Source organism: Komagataeibacter ossonobensis (assembly GCF_057359305.1).
In genome coordinates this window covers 157,944-174,626 of the sequence record NZ_JBXAYQ010000003.1, presented here as the reverse complement: position 1 = coordinate 174,626, position 16,683 = coordinate 157,944, and the positions used below count along the sequence as shown (strand labels likewise).

The 16,683-nt window shown below is 65.3% G+C and carries 15 protein-coding genes; 4 read left to right on the top strand and 11 right to left on the bottom strand.

Features of this window, described 5'->3' with window-relative positions; all coding sequences use genetic code 11:
* Positions 1–167: 167 nt before the first annotated feature.
* The 11 genes from lpdA to AC1RQ9_RS04735 all read right to left on the bottom strand — a co-directional run bounded on the left by lpdA (position 168) and on the right by AC1RQ9_RS04735 (position 12,704).
* Positions 168–1,577: a dihydrolipoyl dehydrogenase gene (gene lpdA / locus AC1RQ9_RS04785; RefSeq protein ID WP_193732221.1), complete on the bottom strand. Its 1,410-nt coding sequence runs from the start codon at positions 1,575–1,577 to the stop codon at positions 168–170.
* A gap of 12 nt (positions 1,578–1,589) precedes the next feature.
* The gene (locus AC1RQ9_RS04780) at positions 1,590–2,852 is read right to left on the bottom strand and encodes a pyruvate dehydrogenase complex dihydrolipoamide acetyltransferase (RefSeq protein WP_485985790.1); all 1,263 of its coding nucleotides are present in this window, start codon (positions 2,850–2,852) and stop codon (positions 1,590–1,592) included.
* 14 nt (positions 2,853–2,866) lie between these two features.
* Positions 2,867–4,237, bottom strand: a complete 1,371-nt coding sequence (locus tag AC1RQ9_RS04775) for a pyruvate dehydrogenase complex E1 component subunit beta (RefSeq protein WP_485985789.1) — start codon at positions 4,235–4,237, stop codon at positions 2,867–2,869.
* A 7-nt stretch (positions 4,238–4,244) separates the two neighbouring features.
* Complete coding sequence (pdhA, locus tag AC1RQ9_RS04770; protein WP_227672521.1) at positions 4,245–5,204, bottom strand: pyruvate dehydrogenase (acetyl-transferring) E1 component subunit alpha; 960 nt, start codon at positions 5,202–5,204, stop codon at positions 4,245–4,247.
* A gap of 133 nt (positions 5,205–5,337) precedes the next feature.
* Positions 5,338–5,829 (bottom strand): cyclic pyranopterin monophosphate synthase MoaC, encoded by a 492-nt coding sequence (moaC, locus tag AC1RQ9_RS04765; protein ID WP_193732225.1) that lies wholly within the window; start codon positions 5,827–5,829, stop codon positions 5,338–5,340.
* On the bottom strand, positions 5,826–6,701 hold the full coding sequence (gene trpC / locus AC1RQ9_RS04760; protein ID WP_485985860.1) for an indole-3-glycerol phosphate synthase TrpC: 876 nt from the start codon (positions 6,699–6,701) through the stop codon (positions 5,826–5,828). The genes moaC and trpC overlap by 4 nt, the downstream gene beginning before the upstream one ends.
* An 18-nt stretch (positions 6,702–6,719) precedes the next feature.
* The gene (trpD, locus tag AC1RQ9_RS04755) at positions 6,720–8,114 is read right to left on the bottom strand and encodes an anthranilate phosphoribosyltransferase (protein WP_485985788.1); all 1,395 of its coding nucleotides are present in this window, start codon (positions 8,112–8,114) and stop codon (positions 6,720–6,722) included.
* Between the two features lie 6 nt (positions 8,115–8,120).
* Positions 8,121–8,717 (bottom strand): anthranilate synthase component II, encoded by a 597-nt coding sequence (locus AC1RQ9_RS04750; protein ID WP_193732247.1) that lies wholly within the window; start codon positions 8,715–8,717, stop codon positions 8,121–8,123.
* 241 nt (positions 8,718–8,958) lie between these two features.
* Complete coding sequence (gene trpE, locus AC1RQ9_RS04745; RefSeq protein ID WP_485985787.1) at positions 8,959–10,527, bottom strand: anthranilate synthase component I; 1,569 nt, start codon at positions 10,525–10,527, stop codon at positions 8,959–8,961.
* Positions 10,524–12,515 (bottom strand): peptidylprolyl isomerase, encoded by a 1,992-nt coding sequence (locus AC1RQ9_RS04740; protein WP_485985786.1) that lies wholly within the window; start codon positions 12,513–12,515, stop codon positions 10,524–10,526. The genes trpE and AC1RQ9_RS04740 overlap by 4 nt, the downstream gene beginning before the upstream one ends.
* A gap of 45 nt (positions 12,516–12,560) precedes the next feature.
* Positions 12,561–12,704, bottom strand: a complete 144-nt coding sequence (locus AC1RQ9_RS04735) for a hypothetical protein (RefSeq protein WP_193732229.1) — start codon at positions 12,702–12,704, stop codon at positions 12,561–12,563.
* A gap of 18 nt (positions 12,705–12,722) precedes the next feature.
* Between AC1RQ9_RS04735 and tpiA the strand changes: the two genes are divergently transcribed.
* The 4 genes from tpiA to kdsA all read left to right on the top strand — a co-directional run bounded on the left by tpiA (position 12,723) and on the right by kdsA (position 16,417).
* Positions 12,723–13,466 (top strand): triose-phosphate isomerase, encoded by a 744-nt coding sequence (gene tpiA, locus AC1RQ9_RS04730; RefSeq protein WP_193732230.1) that lies wholly within the window; start codon positions 12,723–12,725, stop codon positions 13,464–13,466.
* Positions 13,467–13,503: 37 nt separating this feature from the next.
* Positions 13,504–13,800, top strand: a complete 297-nt coding sequence (secG, locus tag AC1RQ9_RS04725; RefSeq protein ID WP_193732231.1) for a preprotein translocase subunit SecG — start codon at positions 13,504–13,506, stop codon at positions 13,798–13,800.
* A gap of 128 nt (positions 13,801–13,928) precedes the next feature.
* Positions 13,929–15,572: a CTP synthase gene (gene pyrG / locus AC1RQ9_RS04720; protein WP_485985783.1), complete on the top strand. Its 1,644-nt coding sequence runs from the start codon at positions 13,929–13,931 to the stop codon at positions 15,570–15,572.
* Positions 15,569–16,417, top strand: a complete 849-nt coding sequence (kdsA, locus tag AC1RQ9_RS04715) for a 3-deoxy-8-phosphooctulonate synthase (RefSeq protein WP_193732233.1) — start codon at positions 15,569–15,571, stop codon at positions 16,415–16,417. Before pyrG ends, kdsA begins: the two co-directional genes overlap by 4 nt.
* The last annotated feature ends 266 nt before the right edge of the window (positions 16,418–16,683 follow it).

The window sequence follows — 16,683 nt, the reverse complement described above, 5'->3', positions numbered from 1 at the left end:
CTTGCCACCTTCGCCCCGGCCGGGGATCACAACCGCACGATCAGCCCGGTCATCCCCTGCGTTACAGACAACAAAAAGTTTCTGGTGAAGCTTCTTGCAAAAAGCTTCAGGGAACGCCGCCTTTTTGAAAAAAGGCGGCGCCCAAAAACTTTTCCCTTTCTTATCAATTAGATATGCAGTGCCCCGTCATAGGCCGCCAGTACCGCTTCGTGCATGGTTTCCGATATGGTGGGGTGCGGGAAGATGGTTTCCTTCAGTTCCGCGTCCGTCAGTTCCCCGGTGCGGGCAATGACGTAACCCTGGATCATCTCGGTCACTTCGGCACCGACCATGTGGGCGCCCAGCAATTCACCGGTGGCGTCGTCAAATATGGTCTTGACCATGCCCTCCGGCTCCCCCATCGCAATCGCCTTGCCATTGCCGATGAAGGGGAAGCGCCCGATACGCAGCTTATGACCCGCAGCCTTCGCCTTTTCTTCCGTCATGCCAACCGATGCCACCTGCGGGCGGCAATAGGTGCAGCCGGGAATGTTCAGCGGGTGGATCGGGTGGACGGTGCGGCCCGCGATCTGTTCGGCCACCATCACGCCTTCATGGCTGGCCTTGTGCGCAAGCCACGGGGCGCCGGCGATGTCGCCAATGGCATACACCCCCTTTTCCCCCGTGCGGCAGTAGGGATCGACCTTGATATGGGTGCGGTCCACTTCGATCCCGGTGCCTTCCAGGCCGATATTCTCGACATTGCCGACAATGCCGACCGCCGAGATCACGCGTTCCACCATGACCTGCTGCACCTTGCCGCCCACGGTCACGTCAATGGTGACGGCATTGTCGCCCTTGCGGATCGCGCCCAGCTTCGCCCCGGTCAGGATCTTCATCCCCTGCTTTTCCAGCGCCTTGCGGGCAAAGGCGCTGATTTCCGCATCTTCCACCGGCAGGATGCGGTCGGCAACTTCCACAATCGTCACCTCCGCACCCATGTTGCGGTAGAAGGAGGCGAATTCGACCCCGATCGCCCCTGATCCGATCACCAGCAGGCTGCGCGGCAGTTCCCCGGGCACCATCGCCTCACGATAGGACCAGACCAGTTTGCCATCGGGTTCCAGACCCGGCAGCACGCGGGCACGCGCGCCCGTGGCCACGACCACGTTGGGCGCGGTCAGGGTGGCGGTTTCCTTCCCATCCACGCTAACCGATACCTTGCGCTGTCCGCCTGCAGTACCCGCCAGCCTACCAAAACCGTTGATGACCGTGACCTTGTGCTTTTTCAGCAGGTGCGCGACACCGGCGGAAAGCTGGGCCGCGACATTGCGTGACCGCTTGATGACCCTGGCGAAGTCAAAGCGCACATTGTCCGCCGCAAACCCGAATTCGCCAAGGTTGTGCAGCAGGTGGTTGATTTCGGACGCGCGCAGCAGCGCCTTGGTCGGGATACAGCCCCAGTTGAGGCAGATGCCCCCAAGCTGGGCGGCCTCGACCACCGCGACCTTCAGCCCAAGCTGGCCCGCGCGGATGGCCGCGACATAACCGCCCGGCCCGCCGCCGATGATAATGACATCAAATTGCGTGGTGCTCATCAGACCGTTTCCTCAGACCACAAGGCTCATGGGGTTTTCGACCACGTTGCGGAAGGCTGATACCCATTCCGCCGCCAGCGCGCCGTCCACCACGCGGTGGTCAACCGACAGGGTCACGGTCATGACGGTGGCGATGGTGATTTCATCCCCCTTCACCACCGGCCTGCGCTCACCCGCCGCAATGGCCAGGATACCGGCCTGTGGCGGGTTGAGGATGGCGGAAAACGCCTTCACCCCATACATCCCCATGTTGGAGATCGAGAACGTGCCGCCCTGGAATTCCTCCGGCTTCAGCCTGCCTGCCCGCGCGCGGGTGGCCAGGTCGCGGATTTCGGTGCTGATCTGGCGCAGGCCCTTGGTGTCGGCACGGCGCACGATGGGCGTAATCAGCCCGTCGGGGATGGAGACGGCAACGGAAATATCCACGTCGTCATATACCAGCGTCGCATCATCGCTGTACGCCACGTTCACCTTCGGCACGCGGCGCAGCGTAAGGGCTGCGGCCTTCACCAGCATGTCATTGACGGAAATCTTGTACGCGCCCGGCCCCTCGGCGGGGGATGCGGCGTTCAGCTGCCTGCGCAGCGCCATCAGCGCGTCAAGCTGCACATCCATTTCCACATAGAAATGCGGAACGGTGGTCTTGGCTTCCGTCAGCCTGCGCGCGATCACCTTGCGCATGGTGGAATGCGGCACGCTTTCATACCCGGCACCAGCCTCCACCGGGGCCACCGCCGGGGTTGCGGGTTTGGGCGCGGGGGTCGGGGCCTGCGGTGCGCTGGCGGCCTGTTCCACGTCCCGGCGCACGATGCGGCCGTTGGGGCCGCTACCCTTCAGCGTGGACAGGTCAATGCCCTTGCCTGCCGCGATCCGGCGCGCCAGCGGGGAGGCGAAAACCCGCTTCCCCGTGCCCGCCGGGGCGGCCTGCGGCGCGGGGGCCGCGCTGGCCGCGGCAGGTGCCGCCGTCGCCACGGGGGCCGGAGCCGCCGCCGGGGTCGCAGGGGCGGACACGGCGGTGTCAGGCACGCTTTCGCCTTCGGCCACCAGTATGCCGATGGGGGTGTTGACGGCGATGCCTTCCGTCCCTTCCGGGATCAGGATACGGCCCAGCACGCCTTCATCCACGGCCTCGACTTCCATCGTGGCCTTGTCGGTCTCGATTTCCGCAATCACGTCGCCTGCGGCAATCGCCTCGCCTTCCGCCTTGACCCAGCGGGCCAGCTTGCCTTCCTTCATGGTGGGCGACAGGGCGGGCATCAGGATGTTGATGGACATCGTGCGATCCCCCTTCACACAACCTGCCGGACGGCATTGATGATCCAGTCCGGGTTGGGCAGCGCGAGTTTTTCAAGGTTGGCGGCGAACGGCATGGGCACATCGGCCCCGGCCACGCGCACCGGTGGCGCGTCAAGGTAGTCAAAGGCGTGTTCGATCACCTGCATGGCGATTTCCGCGCCAATGCCCGCGAACGGCCAGCCTTCTTCCACCGTGACCAGGCGGCTGGTCTTCTTCACGCTGTCCACCACGGTCTGGGTATCCAGCGGGCGGATGGTGCGCAGGTTGATGACCTCGGCCTCGATCCCCTGCTCCGCCAGTTTCGCCGCCGCTTCCAGCGCCGTGCCCACCATGATGGAGAAGGTGACGATGGTCACGTCCGTGCCCGCGCGTTCGATCTTCGCCTTGCCGATCGGCAGGATGAAGTCCTCATCCACCGGACAGGGGAAACGCTGTCCGTACAGGATTTCGTTTTCAAGGAAGATGACCGGGTTGGGATCGCGGATGGCGGCGCGCAGCAGGCCCTTGGCGTCTGCTGCCGACCAGGGCGCCACCACCTTCAGCCCCGGCACATGGCCGTACCAGCTTGCGTAACACTGCGAATGCTGCGCGCCCACGCGGGCAGCCGCGCCATTGGGGCCACGGAACACGATGGGGCACGACATCTGCCCGCCCGACATGTAGCGCGTCTTGGCGGCGGAATTGATGATCTGGTCAATGGCCTGCATGGCGAAGTTCATGGTCATGAACTCGACAATCGGCTTGAGTCCGGTCAGCGCGGCGCCGATGGCCATGCCGGTAAAACCCTGTTCGGTAATGGGGGTGTCGATCACCCGCTTTTCGCCAAACTGGTCCAGCAACCCCTGCGAGACCTTGTACGCGCCCTGGTACTGGGCCACTTCCTCACCGATCAGGAACACGTCCCCGTCCCGCGCCAGCTCGGCGGCCATGGCGTCGCGCAGGGCTTCGCGCACGGTGATCTCGGCGGTTTCGCCCCAGTCCTTTTCCGGCTGGGCGGATGCGGGCGGCGCGCTGGGGGCGGCTGGCGTCGGGCCACATGACGGCGGTGCGGCAGGGGCAGCAGCCGCACCGGCAGCCGCCGCGCCGGGGGCAGCAGTGGCAGGCTGCGCGTCCGCGTCCTCACCTTCGGCCAGCACGATGGCGATGGGCGTGTTGACGGCCACGTTTTCCGTCCCCTCGGGGATCAGGATGCGGCCCATGATGCCTTCATCCACGGCCTCGACTTCCATCGTGGCCTTGTCGGTCTCGATTTCCGCAATCACGTCGCCAGCCGCAATGGCCTCGCCCGGCCTGCGCAGCCAGCGTGCCACCTTGCCCTCCTTCATCGTGGGGGACAGGGCGGGCATGAGTATTTCTGTTGCCATCTTTAATTCAGCTTCCTACCAGAATGTCCGTCCACAGTTCCGAGGGATCAGGCTCGGGACTGGTCTGGGCAAACTCCGCCGCGTCAAGCACGACCGCCTTGACCTTGTCATCCATCGCCTTCAGGTCGCTTTCGGCAACGCCGCGTTCCAGCAGTTCGCGGCGCACGCGGTCGATGGGGTCATGGTTCTTGCGGATTTCGTCCACTTCCGAACGCTGGCGGTATTTCGCCGGGTCGGACATGGAATGGCCACGGTAGCGGTAGGTATCGACCTCCATCAGCACCGGGCCCTTGCCCGCGCGGCAATGCGCCACGGCTTCGGCCGCGGCGGCCCGCACGGCCTCGACATCCATGCCATCGACATACATGCCCGGAATGCCCCACGGTTCCCCATTACGCCACAATGCCTTGGACGCGGAGGAACGTTCGACACTGGTGCCCATGCCGTAACGGTTGTTTTCCAGCACGAACAGGCAGGGCAGCTTGTGGAGTGCCGCAAGGTTGAAGCTTTCGTAAACCTGCCCCTGGTTCGATGCGCCTTCACCATAATACGTGACCGAGACTTCGTCCGTGCCGCGGTACTTGTTCGCGAACGCCAGCCCGATCCCCAGCGAGACCTGCGCACCGACAATGCCGTGCCCGCCATAGAAATGCTTCTCGGAGGAGAACATGTGCATGGACCCGCCCTTGCCGTGGGAATAGCCGCCCTCACGCCCGGTCAGTTCCGCCATCACCCCGCGCGGGTCCATGCCGGCGGCCAGCATCTGCCCGTGGTCACGGTAGGAGGTGATGATCTTGTCCCCCTGCTTCAGCTCCATCTGGATCCCGACCACGACCGCTTCCTGCCCGATATACAGGTGGCAGAAACCGCCGATCAGCCCCATGCCATACAGCTGGCCCGCGCGTTCTTCAAACCGGCGGATCAGCACCATCTGGTAATAGGCTTCCTTCAGGTCGGCCTCGGTCATGGTCCGGCTGTTATGTCCACCGGACAGGCCGGGATCTGTCTCGTTACTCATCAAACGTCCTCAGGTTCATGTTTCCTGCGCCGTGCCGGTGCGGGCACGGCAATCGGGACCAGCGCCGGAAACCGGCATGCCGTCATGGTGTGACGGCACGGTCATAAGTACCCGACGCCCCGCCGGATTTATGGATCACGTGTATCTGACCGATTTCCATGTCCCGTTCCACCGCCTTGCACATGTCATACAGCGTCAGCGCCGCGACGGAGGCCGCGGTCAGGGCCTCCATCTCCACCCCGGTCGGCCCGGTGGTGCGCACGCGGGCGGTGATCTCGATCCCCTCGCCCGCCGTATCGGGTGTCAGCTCCACCTTTACCGATGATATGGCCAGCGGATGGCACAGCGGGATCAGGTCCGACGTTTTCTTGGCCGCCATGATGCCCGCGATGCGCGCGGTGGCCAGCACGTCGCCCTTTGGCATCTCCCCCGACAGGATCATGGCCAGCGTCGCGGGGCGCATCCTGATATGCCCGTGCGCCACGGCTTCGCGCCGCGTATCGGGCTTGGCCGAGACATCGACCATGACCGCATGCCCCGCCGCATCAAGGTGTGACAGGCGCGTGCCCGTCATGGCGCGGCGCTGTCCGCCGGCGCGTCCGGCACGGTACCCAGCAGGGCATGCACGGCGGCCCCCACGTCCTCATGCCGCAGCAGGCTTTCCCCCACCAGGAAGCCCGATGCGCCAACGGCGTTCAGCTTCACCACGTCGGCATGGGTGCGGATGCCGCTTTCGGATACGATGATCCGGTCAGGCGGCACCAGCGGGGCCAGGCGGCAGGTGGTTTCAATATCGGTCTGCAGCGTTTTCAGGTTGCGGTTGTTGATGCCGATCAGCGAGGTATCAAGGGCAAGGGCGCGGTTCAGTTCGCCCTCGTCATGCACTTCCACCAGCACGTCCATGTCCAGCCCGCGCGCGATGTCCAGCAGTTCGGCCGCTTCCGCATCGGTCAGGATCGCCATGATCAGCAGGATGCAGTCCGCCCCGATCAGGCGGCTTTCATGCACCTGCCACGGGTCGATGATGAAATCCTTGCGCAGCAGCGGCAGCTTGCACGCCTCACGCACGCGCGTCAGGTCTTCCGCGCAGCCGTGGAAGCACGACCCTTCCGTCAGGACCGAAAGGCACGCGGCCCCCGCCTTTTCATATTCCTGCGCGATCACGGTCGGTTCGTAATCGGGGCGCAGGATACCGGCGGATGGCGACGCCTTCTTGATTTCCGCGATCAGCCCGATCTGGTGGTCGGCGGTCTTCTGCTTCAGCGCCTGACCGAAGCCGCGCGGCGGCGTGGTCACTTCGCGCGCGCGCGCCGTGATTTCCTTCAGCGGGGTGACCTTGGCACGCTGCGCCACGTCCACCCGGGTCCGTGCACAGATACGTTCCAGAACATCGGGAATGCTGTCCACATCCGCCGGCTGGACACTGCCTGTCTGGGGGGGGGTCATTGGCGTGTCGTTCATTTTCTACCCTGTTACTCTGTTTGGCATGTTCGCCCGGAAATTCCGGACAGCCTCCAGCACGGCCGCGACCGCACCCTTATCAAGCGCATCGGCCGCAAGGCCGACATTCGCGCGCAGGACGGCATGATCGATTGCGCCGCCCCGGATAATACTGTCGCCCCGCCCCGCCACGTGCAATGCCACCGCGGCATTCAGCAGCACGGTATCACGATAGGCACCGCGCGCGCCCTGCGCCAGCGCGCGCAGGGCCGCGGCATTATGCGCGGGCGTGCCACCGGCAATGGCCGAAATCGGCGCGGGCGCAAGCCCCGCCTGCCCTGCATCCACGATCAGGGACATGACCTGCCCGTCTTCAAGGATGGTGGCATGGTTGGGACCGGCCAGGGTCAGTTCGTCAATGTACCGCCCCGCGCCGCAATCCCCGCATATGGCCCATACGCGCGCCGACCCGGTCGCCTGCAGTGTCCGGACCATGGGGGCCAGCCAGTCGGGGGAAAACACGCCCACCATCTGCCGCGCAACCCCCGCGGGGTTACACAGCGGGCCAAGCAGGTTGAAAATGGTGCGAAAGCCCAGCGCCCGGCGCACCGCCCCCACATGCCGCATGGCGGGATGGTGATTTGTGGCGGCAAGGAAGGCCAGCTTATGCTCCGCCACCATGGCACCGATATGCCCGTGGTCCACCGGCAGCGGCACACCCAGTTCCAGCAGCACGTCCGTCGCCCCCGAGCGCGAGGACAGCGCGCGGTTACCATGCTTGACCACCGGCACCCCCAGGGCGGCCAGCACGAACGCCACGGCGGTGGACACATTCAGCGTGCCCAGCCCGTCGCCCCCCGTGCCGCATACGTCAATCGCCCCCGGCGGCATGCCGGGCACCGCCACCATGCGCGCGCGCATGGCGCGTACGGCGGCTTCCAGTTCGGTCACGGTTTCCCCGCGCATGTGCAGCGCGGTCAGGAAGGCCGCCAGCCCGCCCGCGGGCACAAGCCCGTCCATGATCTGGTCAAAGGCCACCTGCGCCATAGCCGCATCCAGCGCGCGGCCCGCCAGCGTCCAGTCCAGTATTTCGCGGAATTCCGGCGTCATGGCAGCAGCCGCGGGCACATTGGCGCCCGGTCCGGCTGCCGTCGTGGCATCGGCGTCCGGCACCCCGCCCGCAGGCGCGCGGTTACGCAGTTCGGCTTCCAGTTCCACGGGGTCGGACAGGATGCGGCCCTGAATGTACAGCCCGGTCAGGAAGGCGATGGCGGGAATTTCTTCCATCGCGCCCGCCTTGATGGCATCCAGCGCGGCCTTGACCTGTTCAGGCGCCACGACTTCGCCGCCCGCGACACGTCCCGGAAGATCGCGGAACGTGGTGCTGGCGGCCGAGGCGCTGTCCCTGCTGCTGGCCATCGCCGTTCAGGCGGCCTTGCGCGGCGTGTTGGTGCCGCGTGCGATGGACAGGAAATTGGCCATGATTTCGTGGCCGTATTCCGATGCAATGCTTTCGGGGTGGAACTGCACGCCAAAGATCGGCAGCGTCGCGTGCCGCAGGCCCATGATGACCCCGTCGGACGTATGCGCGGTCGCCACCAGCGTATCGGGCAGGCTGTCGGGATCAACCGTCAGGCTGTGGTAACGGGTGGCGTTGAACGGGTCGGGCAGGCCGGCAAAGATATCGGTCCCGTCATGGTACACCGGCGAGACCTTGCCATGCATCGGCACGGGCGAACGCACGACCCTGCCACCAAAGACCTGACCGATGGCCTGATGGCCAAGGCAGACGCCAAAGACCGGGACCTTTCCCGCCGCCGCCGCGATCAGGTCACAGCAGATCCCGGCCTCGTTCGGGGAACAGGGTCCGGGTGAAATGACAATCGCTTCCGGCTTCAGCGCCAGCGCGTCGTCCACGCTGATCGCATCATTGCGGTATACTTCACACGTTTCCCCCAGATCGCCCAGGTAGTGAACGAGGTTGAACGTGAAGCTGTCATAATTGTCGATCAGAAGGATCATGGGCGTATCATGGCTTTTCCGCTGGGCCGGGTCAAACCTTCTGGCATGGCCTGGCATGTCTTGCCGTTCCTTACCATGTACGCAGGGGTCATGAAATCACCTTGCGAAATGTTTCAGGTCCCTGCCATTGAAACGGGCCGCAAACCCGGAGATGTTCCTAGTGAAGCTTTTTTCAAAACGCTTCAGGAAAGAACGCCGCCCTTTTTGAAAAAAGGCGGCGCCCAAAAACTTTCGTCCCCGTTTACGGGGCATCTCCCGTGGCGAAGCGCACCGCCTCCTCCGCCGCGCGGAACAGGGCGCGGGCCTTCTGGCGGGTTTCCTCATATTCCGCGTCGGGCACGCTGTCGGCCACGACGCCACAGCCCGCCTGCACGTACATCCGCCCGTCCTTGACCACCGCCATGCGCAGGCCGATGCAGGTATCCATGTCCCCATCCGGGCCGAAATAGCCGATGCACCCGGCATAGGTGGCGCGCCGGGTCGGCTCGACCTCGTCAATGATTTCCATGGCGCGGATCTTGGGCGCACCGGTCAGGGTGCCGGCGGGGAAGCCCGACATCAGCGCGTCCAGTGCCTCAAGGTCAGGGCGCAGCGTTCCCTCCACATTCGACGAGATGTGCATGACATGGCTGAAACGTTCGATCACGAACTGCTCCGTCACCTTTACCGAACCCAGTTCGCACACCCTGCCCACGTCGTTGCGGCCAAGGTCGATCAGCATCAGGTGCTCGGCGCGTTCCTTGGGATCGGCCAGCAGTTCGGCCTCCAGCGCCAGATCCTCCACTGTCGTGCGGCCACGCGGGCGGGTACCGGCCAGCGGGCGCACGGTCATGGTGCCTTCACGCAGGCGCACCAGGATTTCGGGCGAGGACCCGACAAGACTGAACCCGTCCAGGTCAAGGTAGAACAGGAACGGTGCCGGGTTGATCCGCCGCAGCGCGCGGTACAGCGCGAATGGCGGCAGGGTGAAGGCCGCGCTGAAACGCTGGCTGGGCACGATCTGGAATGCGTCCCCTGCCGCGATATAGTCCTGCAGCCTGCGCACCACGTTGCAGAATTCCTCCCGCGTCATGGTGGATTGCGGCACGGGGGCCGCGATCTCGCCCGCTGGCCCGTCGGGCAGTTCAACCGGGGTGGACAGCGCCGCGCGGGCCTGCTGCAGGCGGTCCTGTGCCGCATCCCACACGGCTTCGGCCGTCTGGCCCGGCGTGGGACGCAGGGGGGCGGCCAGCAGCAGTTCGTCACGCACCGTGTCGAATATCGCGAACAGGCCGGGCCGGATCATGATGCCTTCGGGCAGGTCAAGGTCATCGGCCGGCATGTCGGGCAGGTGTTCGACCTGCCGGATCATGTCATAGCCGAGGTAGCCGAACACGCCGCCGGTCATGGGCGGCAGCCCTTCGGGCAGGTCCATGCGGCTTGCGTGCAGGATGCGGCGCAGGGACACCAGCGGCGCGTCTGTTTCAGGCACGAAGGCATGGGTGGCGGCTGCCGGGTCGGTGCATACGCTGGCCCGCCCGTCATGGCAGCGCCAGATCAGGTCGGGCAGCAGGCCGATGACCGAATATCGCCCGCGCGACGTACCGCCCTCGACACTTTCCAGCAGGAAGGCGTTATGCCCGCCATTGCCGCCGCCATGGCTGCGCGCAAGGCGTGACAGCCGCAGGAAGGCGGCCACCGGCGTCAGCAGGTCCGCAGGCTCCACCCGCCATGCCACGGCACTCCTGCCCGCGCGCAGGTCGGCCAGGGCCGCCTCGCGCCGGGCGGCATCGACGGGCCGGAAGGAGGGGCGTGGGGCGTGTGCTGTCACTGTGCTGTTCCCGTGTTCTGGCTGCCTGTTACCTCCGCCATGACCGCATGGATGGCGGAATTGTTCGGCCTGGGCTTCACCACGCCTTCCAGCGCGTTGCCGTAGCCCATTTCGATATCATCGCCCATCGACTGGGTCAGGCCCGCGCGCACGCGGTCATACAGGTTCTTCTGCGTGGCCGGGTCGGGGTGGTTGATGGCCGTAAGCGTCGCGACGACGTAAGAATCCCCCGCCTCCGTCATCACGCTCTGCCCGGGCTGGGCCAGGCGGAAGATCAGGGCAGCGACCTCACGCGGGATTTCCGGCGCGGGCTGCATGGGGGAAATCGGCTGGCTGTGTTCCAGCCCGGCAATGGCGGGGCTGACATGGCCCAGACCGCCCTGCCCCTGTGCCTGCGTGTAATACGCGGTGGCCTGCTGGTCGGCCATGTGGCGGCGGGCATCGGCCATCCAGGCCTGCGCCACGCGTGGACCGGCCTCATCCAGCGTCAGGGCATGGCCCGGGGTCACGCCATCAACCGATACCGCGTACCACATGCCATCCGGCCCCTGCACCAGTTCGGGGTTCGCCCCCTTCGCCTGTGAAAAAATGCGCGCCACGATCGCCTGCCGTGCGGCATCACTGCCCGGGATCGGGGCGGGCGTGCCGTCGTGTGTCAGGCCGGATGCATCCACATCGCCCGATACGGCGGCAGCCCCCAGATCGGTCGGGATGGAATCCAGCCCGCCACCGGCAATGGTGTCCTGCAGCTTCTGCACCCGGTCGGCCAGCAGCGCCTGCGCGCGGGAATGGGCGATCTGGTCATGCAGCGCCTGTCGCACCTCCCCGAACGGGGTGGCGTGGGCGGGGGTGACGCCGGTTACGCGAAAGACGACCCAGCCGCCCTCGCTCCTGATCGGTCCCTGTGTTGCGTTGGCGGGGGCGGCAAAGATCTGCTTGCCAAGGTCGGCGGAAGGCACGTCGCTGACCTTCATGCCCGGCAGTTCGACCGCGGCCGCGTCCCTGCCCGCGCTTTTCTGCACCTGCGCCCATGCGCTACCGTCCGTCCACTGCGCGTGCAGGGCCGTGGCGCGGGCTTCGGTCGGCACGGTCACGATCTGCACGTCACGGCGTTCGGGCGCGTTGAAGGTCTGGGCCTGCGCGTCATACGCCTTGTGCAGGTCATCATCCGAAATGGCGATCTGGCGGCCGATCGTATCCGCCGACAGCACGACAATGCGGGCATGGCGGAATTCGGGGGCGACGAATTCCCACGGGTGGTTGGCGTGGTAGCGCGCAAGCTGGGCTGCCGTGGGGGTGGCCGCGGGCTGCTGGCTGTCAAACGGCACGCGCACCAGGTCGATGGTGCGGGTCTGGGCTTCGAAATCGAACAGGCGGCGGGCCATCACGCCGGGCACGGTGGCGCCATCGCGAATCGGCTGCAGCAGCACGCGCGACGCCTGTTCCTGCCGCACCAGGTCAACCAGCCGCCCTTCGGACATGCCGGTGCGGCGCAGGCGGTCATTGAACAGCGCACGGTCGAACTGCCCGTCACGCCCCTTGAACGCGGGAATGGAGAAGATTTCGTCACGCACCACGGAATCGGGCACGATCAGGCCGTGGCGGTCGGCCGCTTCGGCAATTTCGGCCTGCAGCACAAGGCGGGTCAGCACCTGCTGGGCGATCTGTTCACGCGTGGCGGCCGGGATCTGTGACGGATCGGACAGGTGCATGGACTGCGCGACCTGCGGCATCTCGGACTGCAGCGCGTTCTGGTACGACTGCACCAGGATGGGGCGGTCACCCACGCGGGCCACGACATCGGCGCGTTCGGTGCCGATGTTCATCAGCACGTCGCCCACGCCAAACCCGATGAAGGCAAGGAAAAACAGCCCGGCGACGATGCGGCCCACCCATGAATCGACAAACACGCGATACAGAAAAGATAGCATGAAAAACCCTGCGCCAGCACCAAGACAAAGCCGGATGGAACAGGGCGTGCGCACCATGCGCACCCGTACGGGCGCCCTGTTTTCCGGTCGGGCACCATACGGTCACGCCAGCGGTTTGACCAGCACAAGGATGCACGCACGCCCGCGATGCGGCGCATGCGGGTTGCAACCGGGGTCACGCCATGGTGTAGGCTGCACCCCCATGACAACCATGCCACGCGCCGCGCAGGCGGTACGCCACGGCATGGGCGCAGGAGTGGAAACATGAAGCAGATAATTGTCGGCAACTGGAAAATGAATGGCCTGAGCGCGGATGCCGACGCGCTGGTGGACGGGCTGGCTGCGGAACTGGCCACGCTGTCCCCCCGGGCCGATGTCGTGGTCTGCCCGCCGTTCACGCAGCTGGCCCGCCTTGCGCCAAAGCTGAAGCAGGCCGGGATCAGGCTGGGCGCGCAGGACTGCCACAAGGATAAATCCGGTGCCCATACCGGCGACATTTCCGCCCCCATGCTGGTGGACCTGGGGGTGGAATACGTCATCCTGGGCCATTCCGAACGCCGGGCCGAACACCATGAGCTGGATGAGACCGTGCGCGAAAAGACGGTCGCCGCCATGGCGGCGGGCCTAACGCCCATCGTCTGCGTGGGCGAAAACGATGACCAGCGTTCGTCCGGGGATTCGCAGGCCACCGTGGGCTGGCAGCTTGAGGGGTCCCTGCCGCAGGGATTCAGGGGGATTGTCGCGTACGAACCGATCTGGGCCATCGGCACGGGACAGGCCGCGTCACAGCAGGATATTGCCGACATGGCCGCCTTTATCCGCGCCGAACTGGTGCGGCAGTTCGGGGATGGTGGCAAAACGATCCAAATCCTTTATGGTGGTTCCGTCAATGAACGCAATGTCACCGATATCCTGCCTGTCGAACACGTGGACGGGGCGCTGGTGGGCAGTGCCAGCCTGAAGGCCGACGCCTTCGTGCCGCTTGTCCGCGCCGCCCGCGCTTCGTGATTGCCGCCCGGCGGACGGGGATCTACTGGAAAGACGCATGATCACAGTTCTTCTTCTACTGCACCTGTTCGTCACCATCGCGCTGATCGGGACCATCCTGATCCAGCGCAGCGAGGGCGGTGGCCTTGGAATCGGCGGGTCTCAGGGCATGGGTTCCTTCATGTCCGGGCGCGGGACGGCAACGCTGCTCACGCGTTCGACCGCCGTGCTGGGCACCGCCTTCATGGTGCTGTCGCTGACGCTGGCGGTCATGAACCGCGGGGCATCGACCGGTGCGGGGCATGATATCCTGGCCCAGCCGCCCGGCCCGGCCGCACCCGCCACAACGCCCTGATATCAGGCGGTTTTTCGCAGAAATAACCAACGCCCCCGCACGCTGTGCCGGGGCGTTTTCCATTTTTTCGGCCCGTAGCGCGTCGTAGCCTTTGCAGCGCGGGCGCAAGCTGTGTAGAAAGGCCATCCATGACGCGGTTTGTATTCATCACCGGCGGCGTGGTGTCCTCCCTCGGCAAAGGCATTGCTTCGGCTGCCCTTGCTGCCCTGCTCCAGGCCCGTGGCTATCGGGTCCGGTTGCGCAAGCTTGACCCCTACCTGAATGTCGATCCGGGGACGATGAGTCCCTATCAGCACGGCGAGGTCTTCGTGACCGATGACGGGGCTGAAACGGATCTTGACCTTGGCCATTACGAACGCTTTACGGGTGTGCATGCCACCCGGGCGGACAATGCCACGACGGGGCAGATCTATTCCGGCGTGATCGCGCGCGAACGGCGTGGCGACTACCTGGGTGCGACCGTACAGGTCATTCCCCACATCACCGACTCGATCAAGGAAACGATCGTGGCGGATACCGAGGACCTTGATTTCGTCCTCGTGGAAATCGGCGGCACGGTGGGCGATATCGAAAGCCTGCCCTTCCTTGAATCCATCCGGCAGCTGCGCAACGACCTTGGCCCCGACCAGACGATGTTCATCCACCTTACCCTGCTGCCATGGATCGCGGCGGCGGGTGAGCTGAAAACCAAGCCCACGCAGCATTCCGTCAAGGAACTGCAGAATGTCGGCATCCAGCCGCAGATGCTGGTCTGCCGGTCGGACCGGGAAATACCCGACAACGAACGTCGCAAGATCGCAAGCTTCTGCAACGTGCGCCCGCAGGCCGTGATTGCGGCGCGCGACGTGGACACGATCTATGCCTGCCCCATCTCGTACCATGCCGAGGGCATGGATACCGAGGTGCTGCACCATTTCGGCCTGCCCACGACGCCCGACCCCGACCTGTCGCGGTGGGAAAGGATCGTGGACGCCGTCCGCCACCCCGACCGCGAGGTGGTGGTGACGGTGGTGGGCAAGTACACCGCCCTGCTCGACAGCTACAAATCCCTGATCGAGGCATTGCAGCATGGCGGCATCGCCAACCGTGCGCGCGTGCGCCTGAACTGGGTCGAGGCGGAAGATTTCGAGAAATCGGATGACGCGGTGAACAGCCTTGCCCGCAGCGACGCCATCCTGGTGCCCGGCGGCTTTGGCGAACGCGGGTCGGAAGGCAAGATCCGCGCGGTGAAATACGCGCGTGAAAACAACATCCCGTTCATGGGCATCTGCTTTGGCATGCAGATGGCTGTGATCGAATGCGCGCGCAACCTTGCGGGCATCAAGGATGCGTCGTCCACCGAATTCGGCCCGACCGACCAGCCGCTGGTGGGCCTCATGACCGAATGGGCGCGCGGCAACGAACTGCTGCGTCGGCGTGAAGGCGGCGAGATGGGCGGTACCATGCGCCTGGGCGCCTATCCTGCAAAGCTGGCCGAAGGGTCGCGGGCGGCACAGACCTATGGCCGCACCGATATCCGCGAACGCCACCGCCACCGTTACGAGGTCAACAACCATTACCGGGAGCAGCTGGAAAAGACCGGCCTGCGCTTTTCGGGCATGTCGCCCGACGGCATCCTGCCCGAAGTGGTGGAATATCCCGACCACCCGTGGTTCATCGCGGTGCAGTACCACCCCGAGCTGATTTCCAAGCCGTTTGACCCGCATCCGCTGTTCTCCGGCTTCATCAAGGCCGCTGCGACCAAGGCGGCGGAAAAGGGTGCGAAGCGGTGACCGACCATCACGCCATAACCATCGGCAGCGTTACGGTCAGCAACGAAGCCCCCTTCGTGCTGATCGCGGGGCCATGCCAGATCGAATCCCTGCAGCAGGCCACTGAAGTGGCCGATGCGCTGCATGGGATTGCGACGAAACTGGGCATCGGGCTGATCTACAAAAGCTCGTTCGACAAGGCCAACCGTACCTCCATCAACGGCGCGCGCGGCGTGGGCATGGCGCAGGGGCTGGATATCCTCTCACAGGTGCGCGCGCGCTTCGGCATGCCGGTGCTGACCGACGTACACCTGCCCGACCAGTGCGCCCCGGTGGCGGAAGTGGCCGACGTGCTGCAGATCCCGGCCTTCCTGTGCCGCCAGACCGACCTTTTGCTGGCGGCGGGGCAGACGGGGGCGGCCATCAACATCAAGAAGGGGCAGTTCCTGGCCCCATGGGACATGGCCAATGTCGCGGCCAAGGTTGCCTCAACCGGCAATGACCGCATCATGCTGTGTGAACGCGGCACGTCGTTTGGCTACAACACGCTGGTCAATGACATGCGCGCCCTGCCGATCATGGCGGGCACCGGCCATCCCGTAATCTATGACGCCACCCATTCGGTGCAGCAGCCCGGCGGCCTGGGGTCGGCTTCGGGCGGTCAGCGGGTGTTTGCACCCATCCTGGCCCGCGCCGCACTGGCCATTGGCGTGGCCGGGCTGTTCATTGAAACCCATCCCGACCCCGATACCGCGCCGAGTGATGGCGCGACCATGCTGCCGCTGGAATGCATGGAAGACCTGCTGGCCACCCTGCTGCAGTATGACCGGCTGACCAAGCAGAACCCGCCGGACGTCATCATCTGATCCCCCCGTACCCCTTGCCACAATTGGAAGGGGTACACCTCCCTCCGGTCATGGAATGCCAGAAAACCGTGCTTTCCTGCGGTCTGTAGCGCCATGGGCCGGCGGGGTGTACCCCTGTTCCCTCCGTACCCCTTACTTAACAATTTGTTTGACGAAGCCAGGTAGACCAGGTGCCGTGGGAAGTTTGGGAAAATAGGGGTACGGAGGGAACAGAGGGTACACGCCGCGGTTTTCCGGGCTTTTTGCGTACCCCTTGGCGTGTACCC

What these genes read in the sequence shown, in the direction of transcription:
- lpdA (WP_193732221.1), bottom strand. Translation starts at nt 1,577, where the DNA reads ATGAGCACCACGCAATTTGATGTCATTATCATCGGCGGCGGGCCGGGC.
- AC1RQ9_RS04780 (WP_485985790.1), bottom strand. Translation starts at nt 2,852, where the DNA reads ATGTCCATCAACATCCTGATGCCCGCCCTGTCGCCCACCATGAAGGAA.
- AC1RQ9_RS04775 (WP_485985789.1), bottom strand. Translation starts at nt 4,237, where the DNA reads ATGGCAACAGAAATACTCATGCCCGCCCTGTCCCCCACGATGAAGGAG.
- pdhA (WP_227672521.1), bottom strand. Translation starts at nt 5,204, where the DNA reads ATGACCGAGGCCGACCTGAAGGAAGCCTATTACCAGATGGTGCTGATC.
- moaC (WP_193732225.1), bottom strand. Translation starts at nt 5,829, where the DNA reads ATGACGGGCACGCGCCTGTCACACCTTGATGCGGCGGGGCATGCGGTC.
- trpC (WP_485985860.1), bottom strand. Translation starts at nt 6,701, where the DNA reads ATGACCCCCCCCCAGACAGGCAGTGTCCAGCCGGCGGATGTGGACAGC.
- trpD (WP_485985788.1), bottom strand. Translation starts at nt 8,114, where the DNA reads ATGGCCAGCAGCAGGGACAGCGCCTCGGCCGCCAGCACCACGTTCCGC.
- AC1RQ9_RS04750 (WP_193732247.1), bottom strand. Translation starts at nt 8,717, where the DNA reads ATGATCCTTCTGATCGACAATTATGACAGCTTCACGTTCAACCTCGTT.
- AC1RQ9_RS04740 (WP_485985786.1), bottom strand. Translation starts at nt 12,515, where the DNA reads ATGGTGCGCACGCCCTGTTCCATCCGGCTTTGTCTTGGTGCTGGCGCA.
- AC1RQ9_RS04735 (WP_193732229.1), bottom strand. Translation starts at nt 12,704, where the DNA reads ATGCCGTGGCGTACCGCCTGCGCGGCGCGTGGCATGGTTGTCATGGGG.
- tpiA (WP_193732230.1), top strand. Translation starts at nt 12,723, where the DNA reads ATGAAGCAGATAATTGTCGGCAACTGGAAAATGAATGGCCTGAGCGCG.
- secG (WP_193732231.1), top strand. Translation starts at nt 13,504, where the DNA reads ATGATCACAGTTCTTCTTCTACTGCACCTGTTCGTCACCATCGCGCTG.
- pyrG (WP_485985783.1), top strand. Translation starts at nt 13,929, where the DNA reads ATGACGCGGTTTGTATTCATCACCGGCGGCGTGGTGTCCTCCCTCGGC.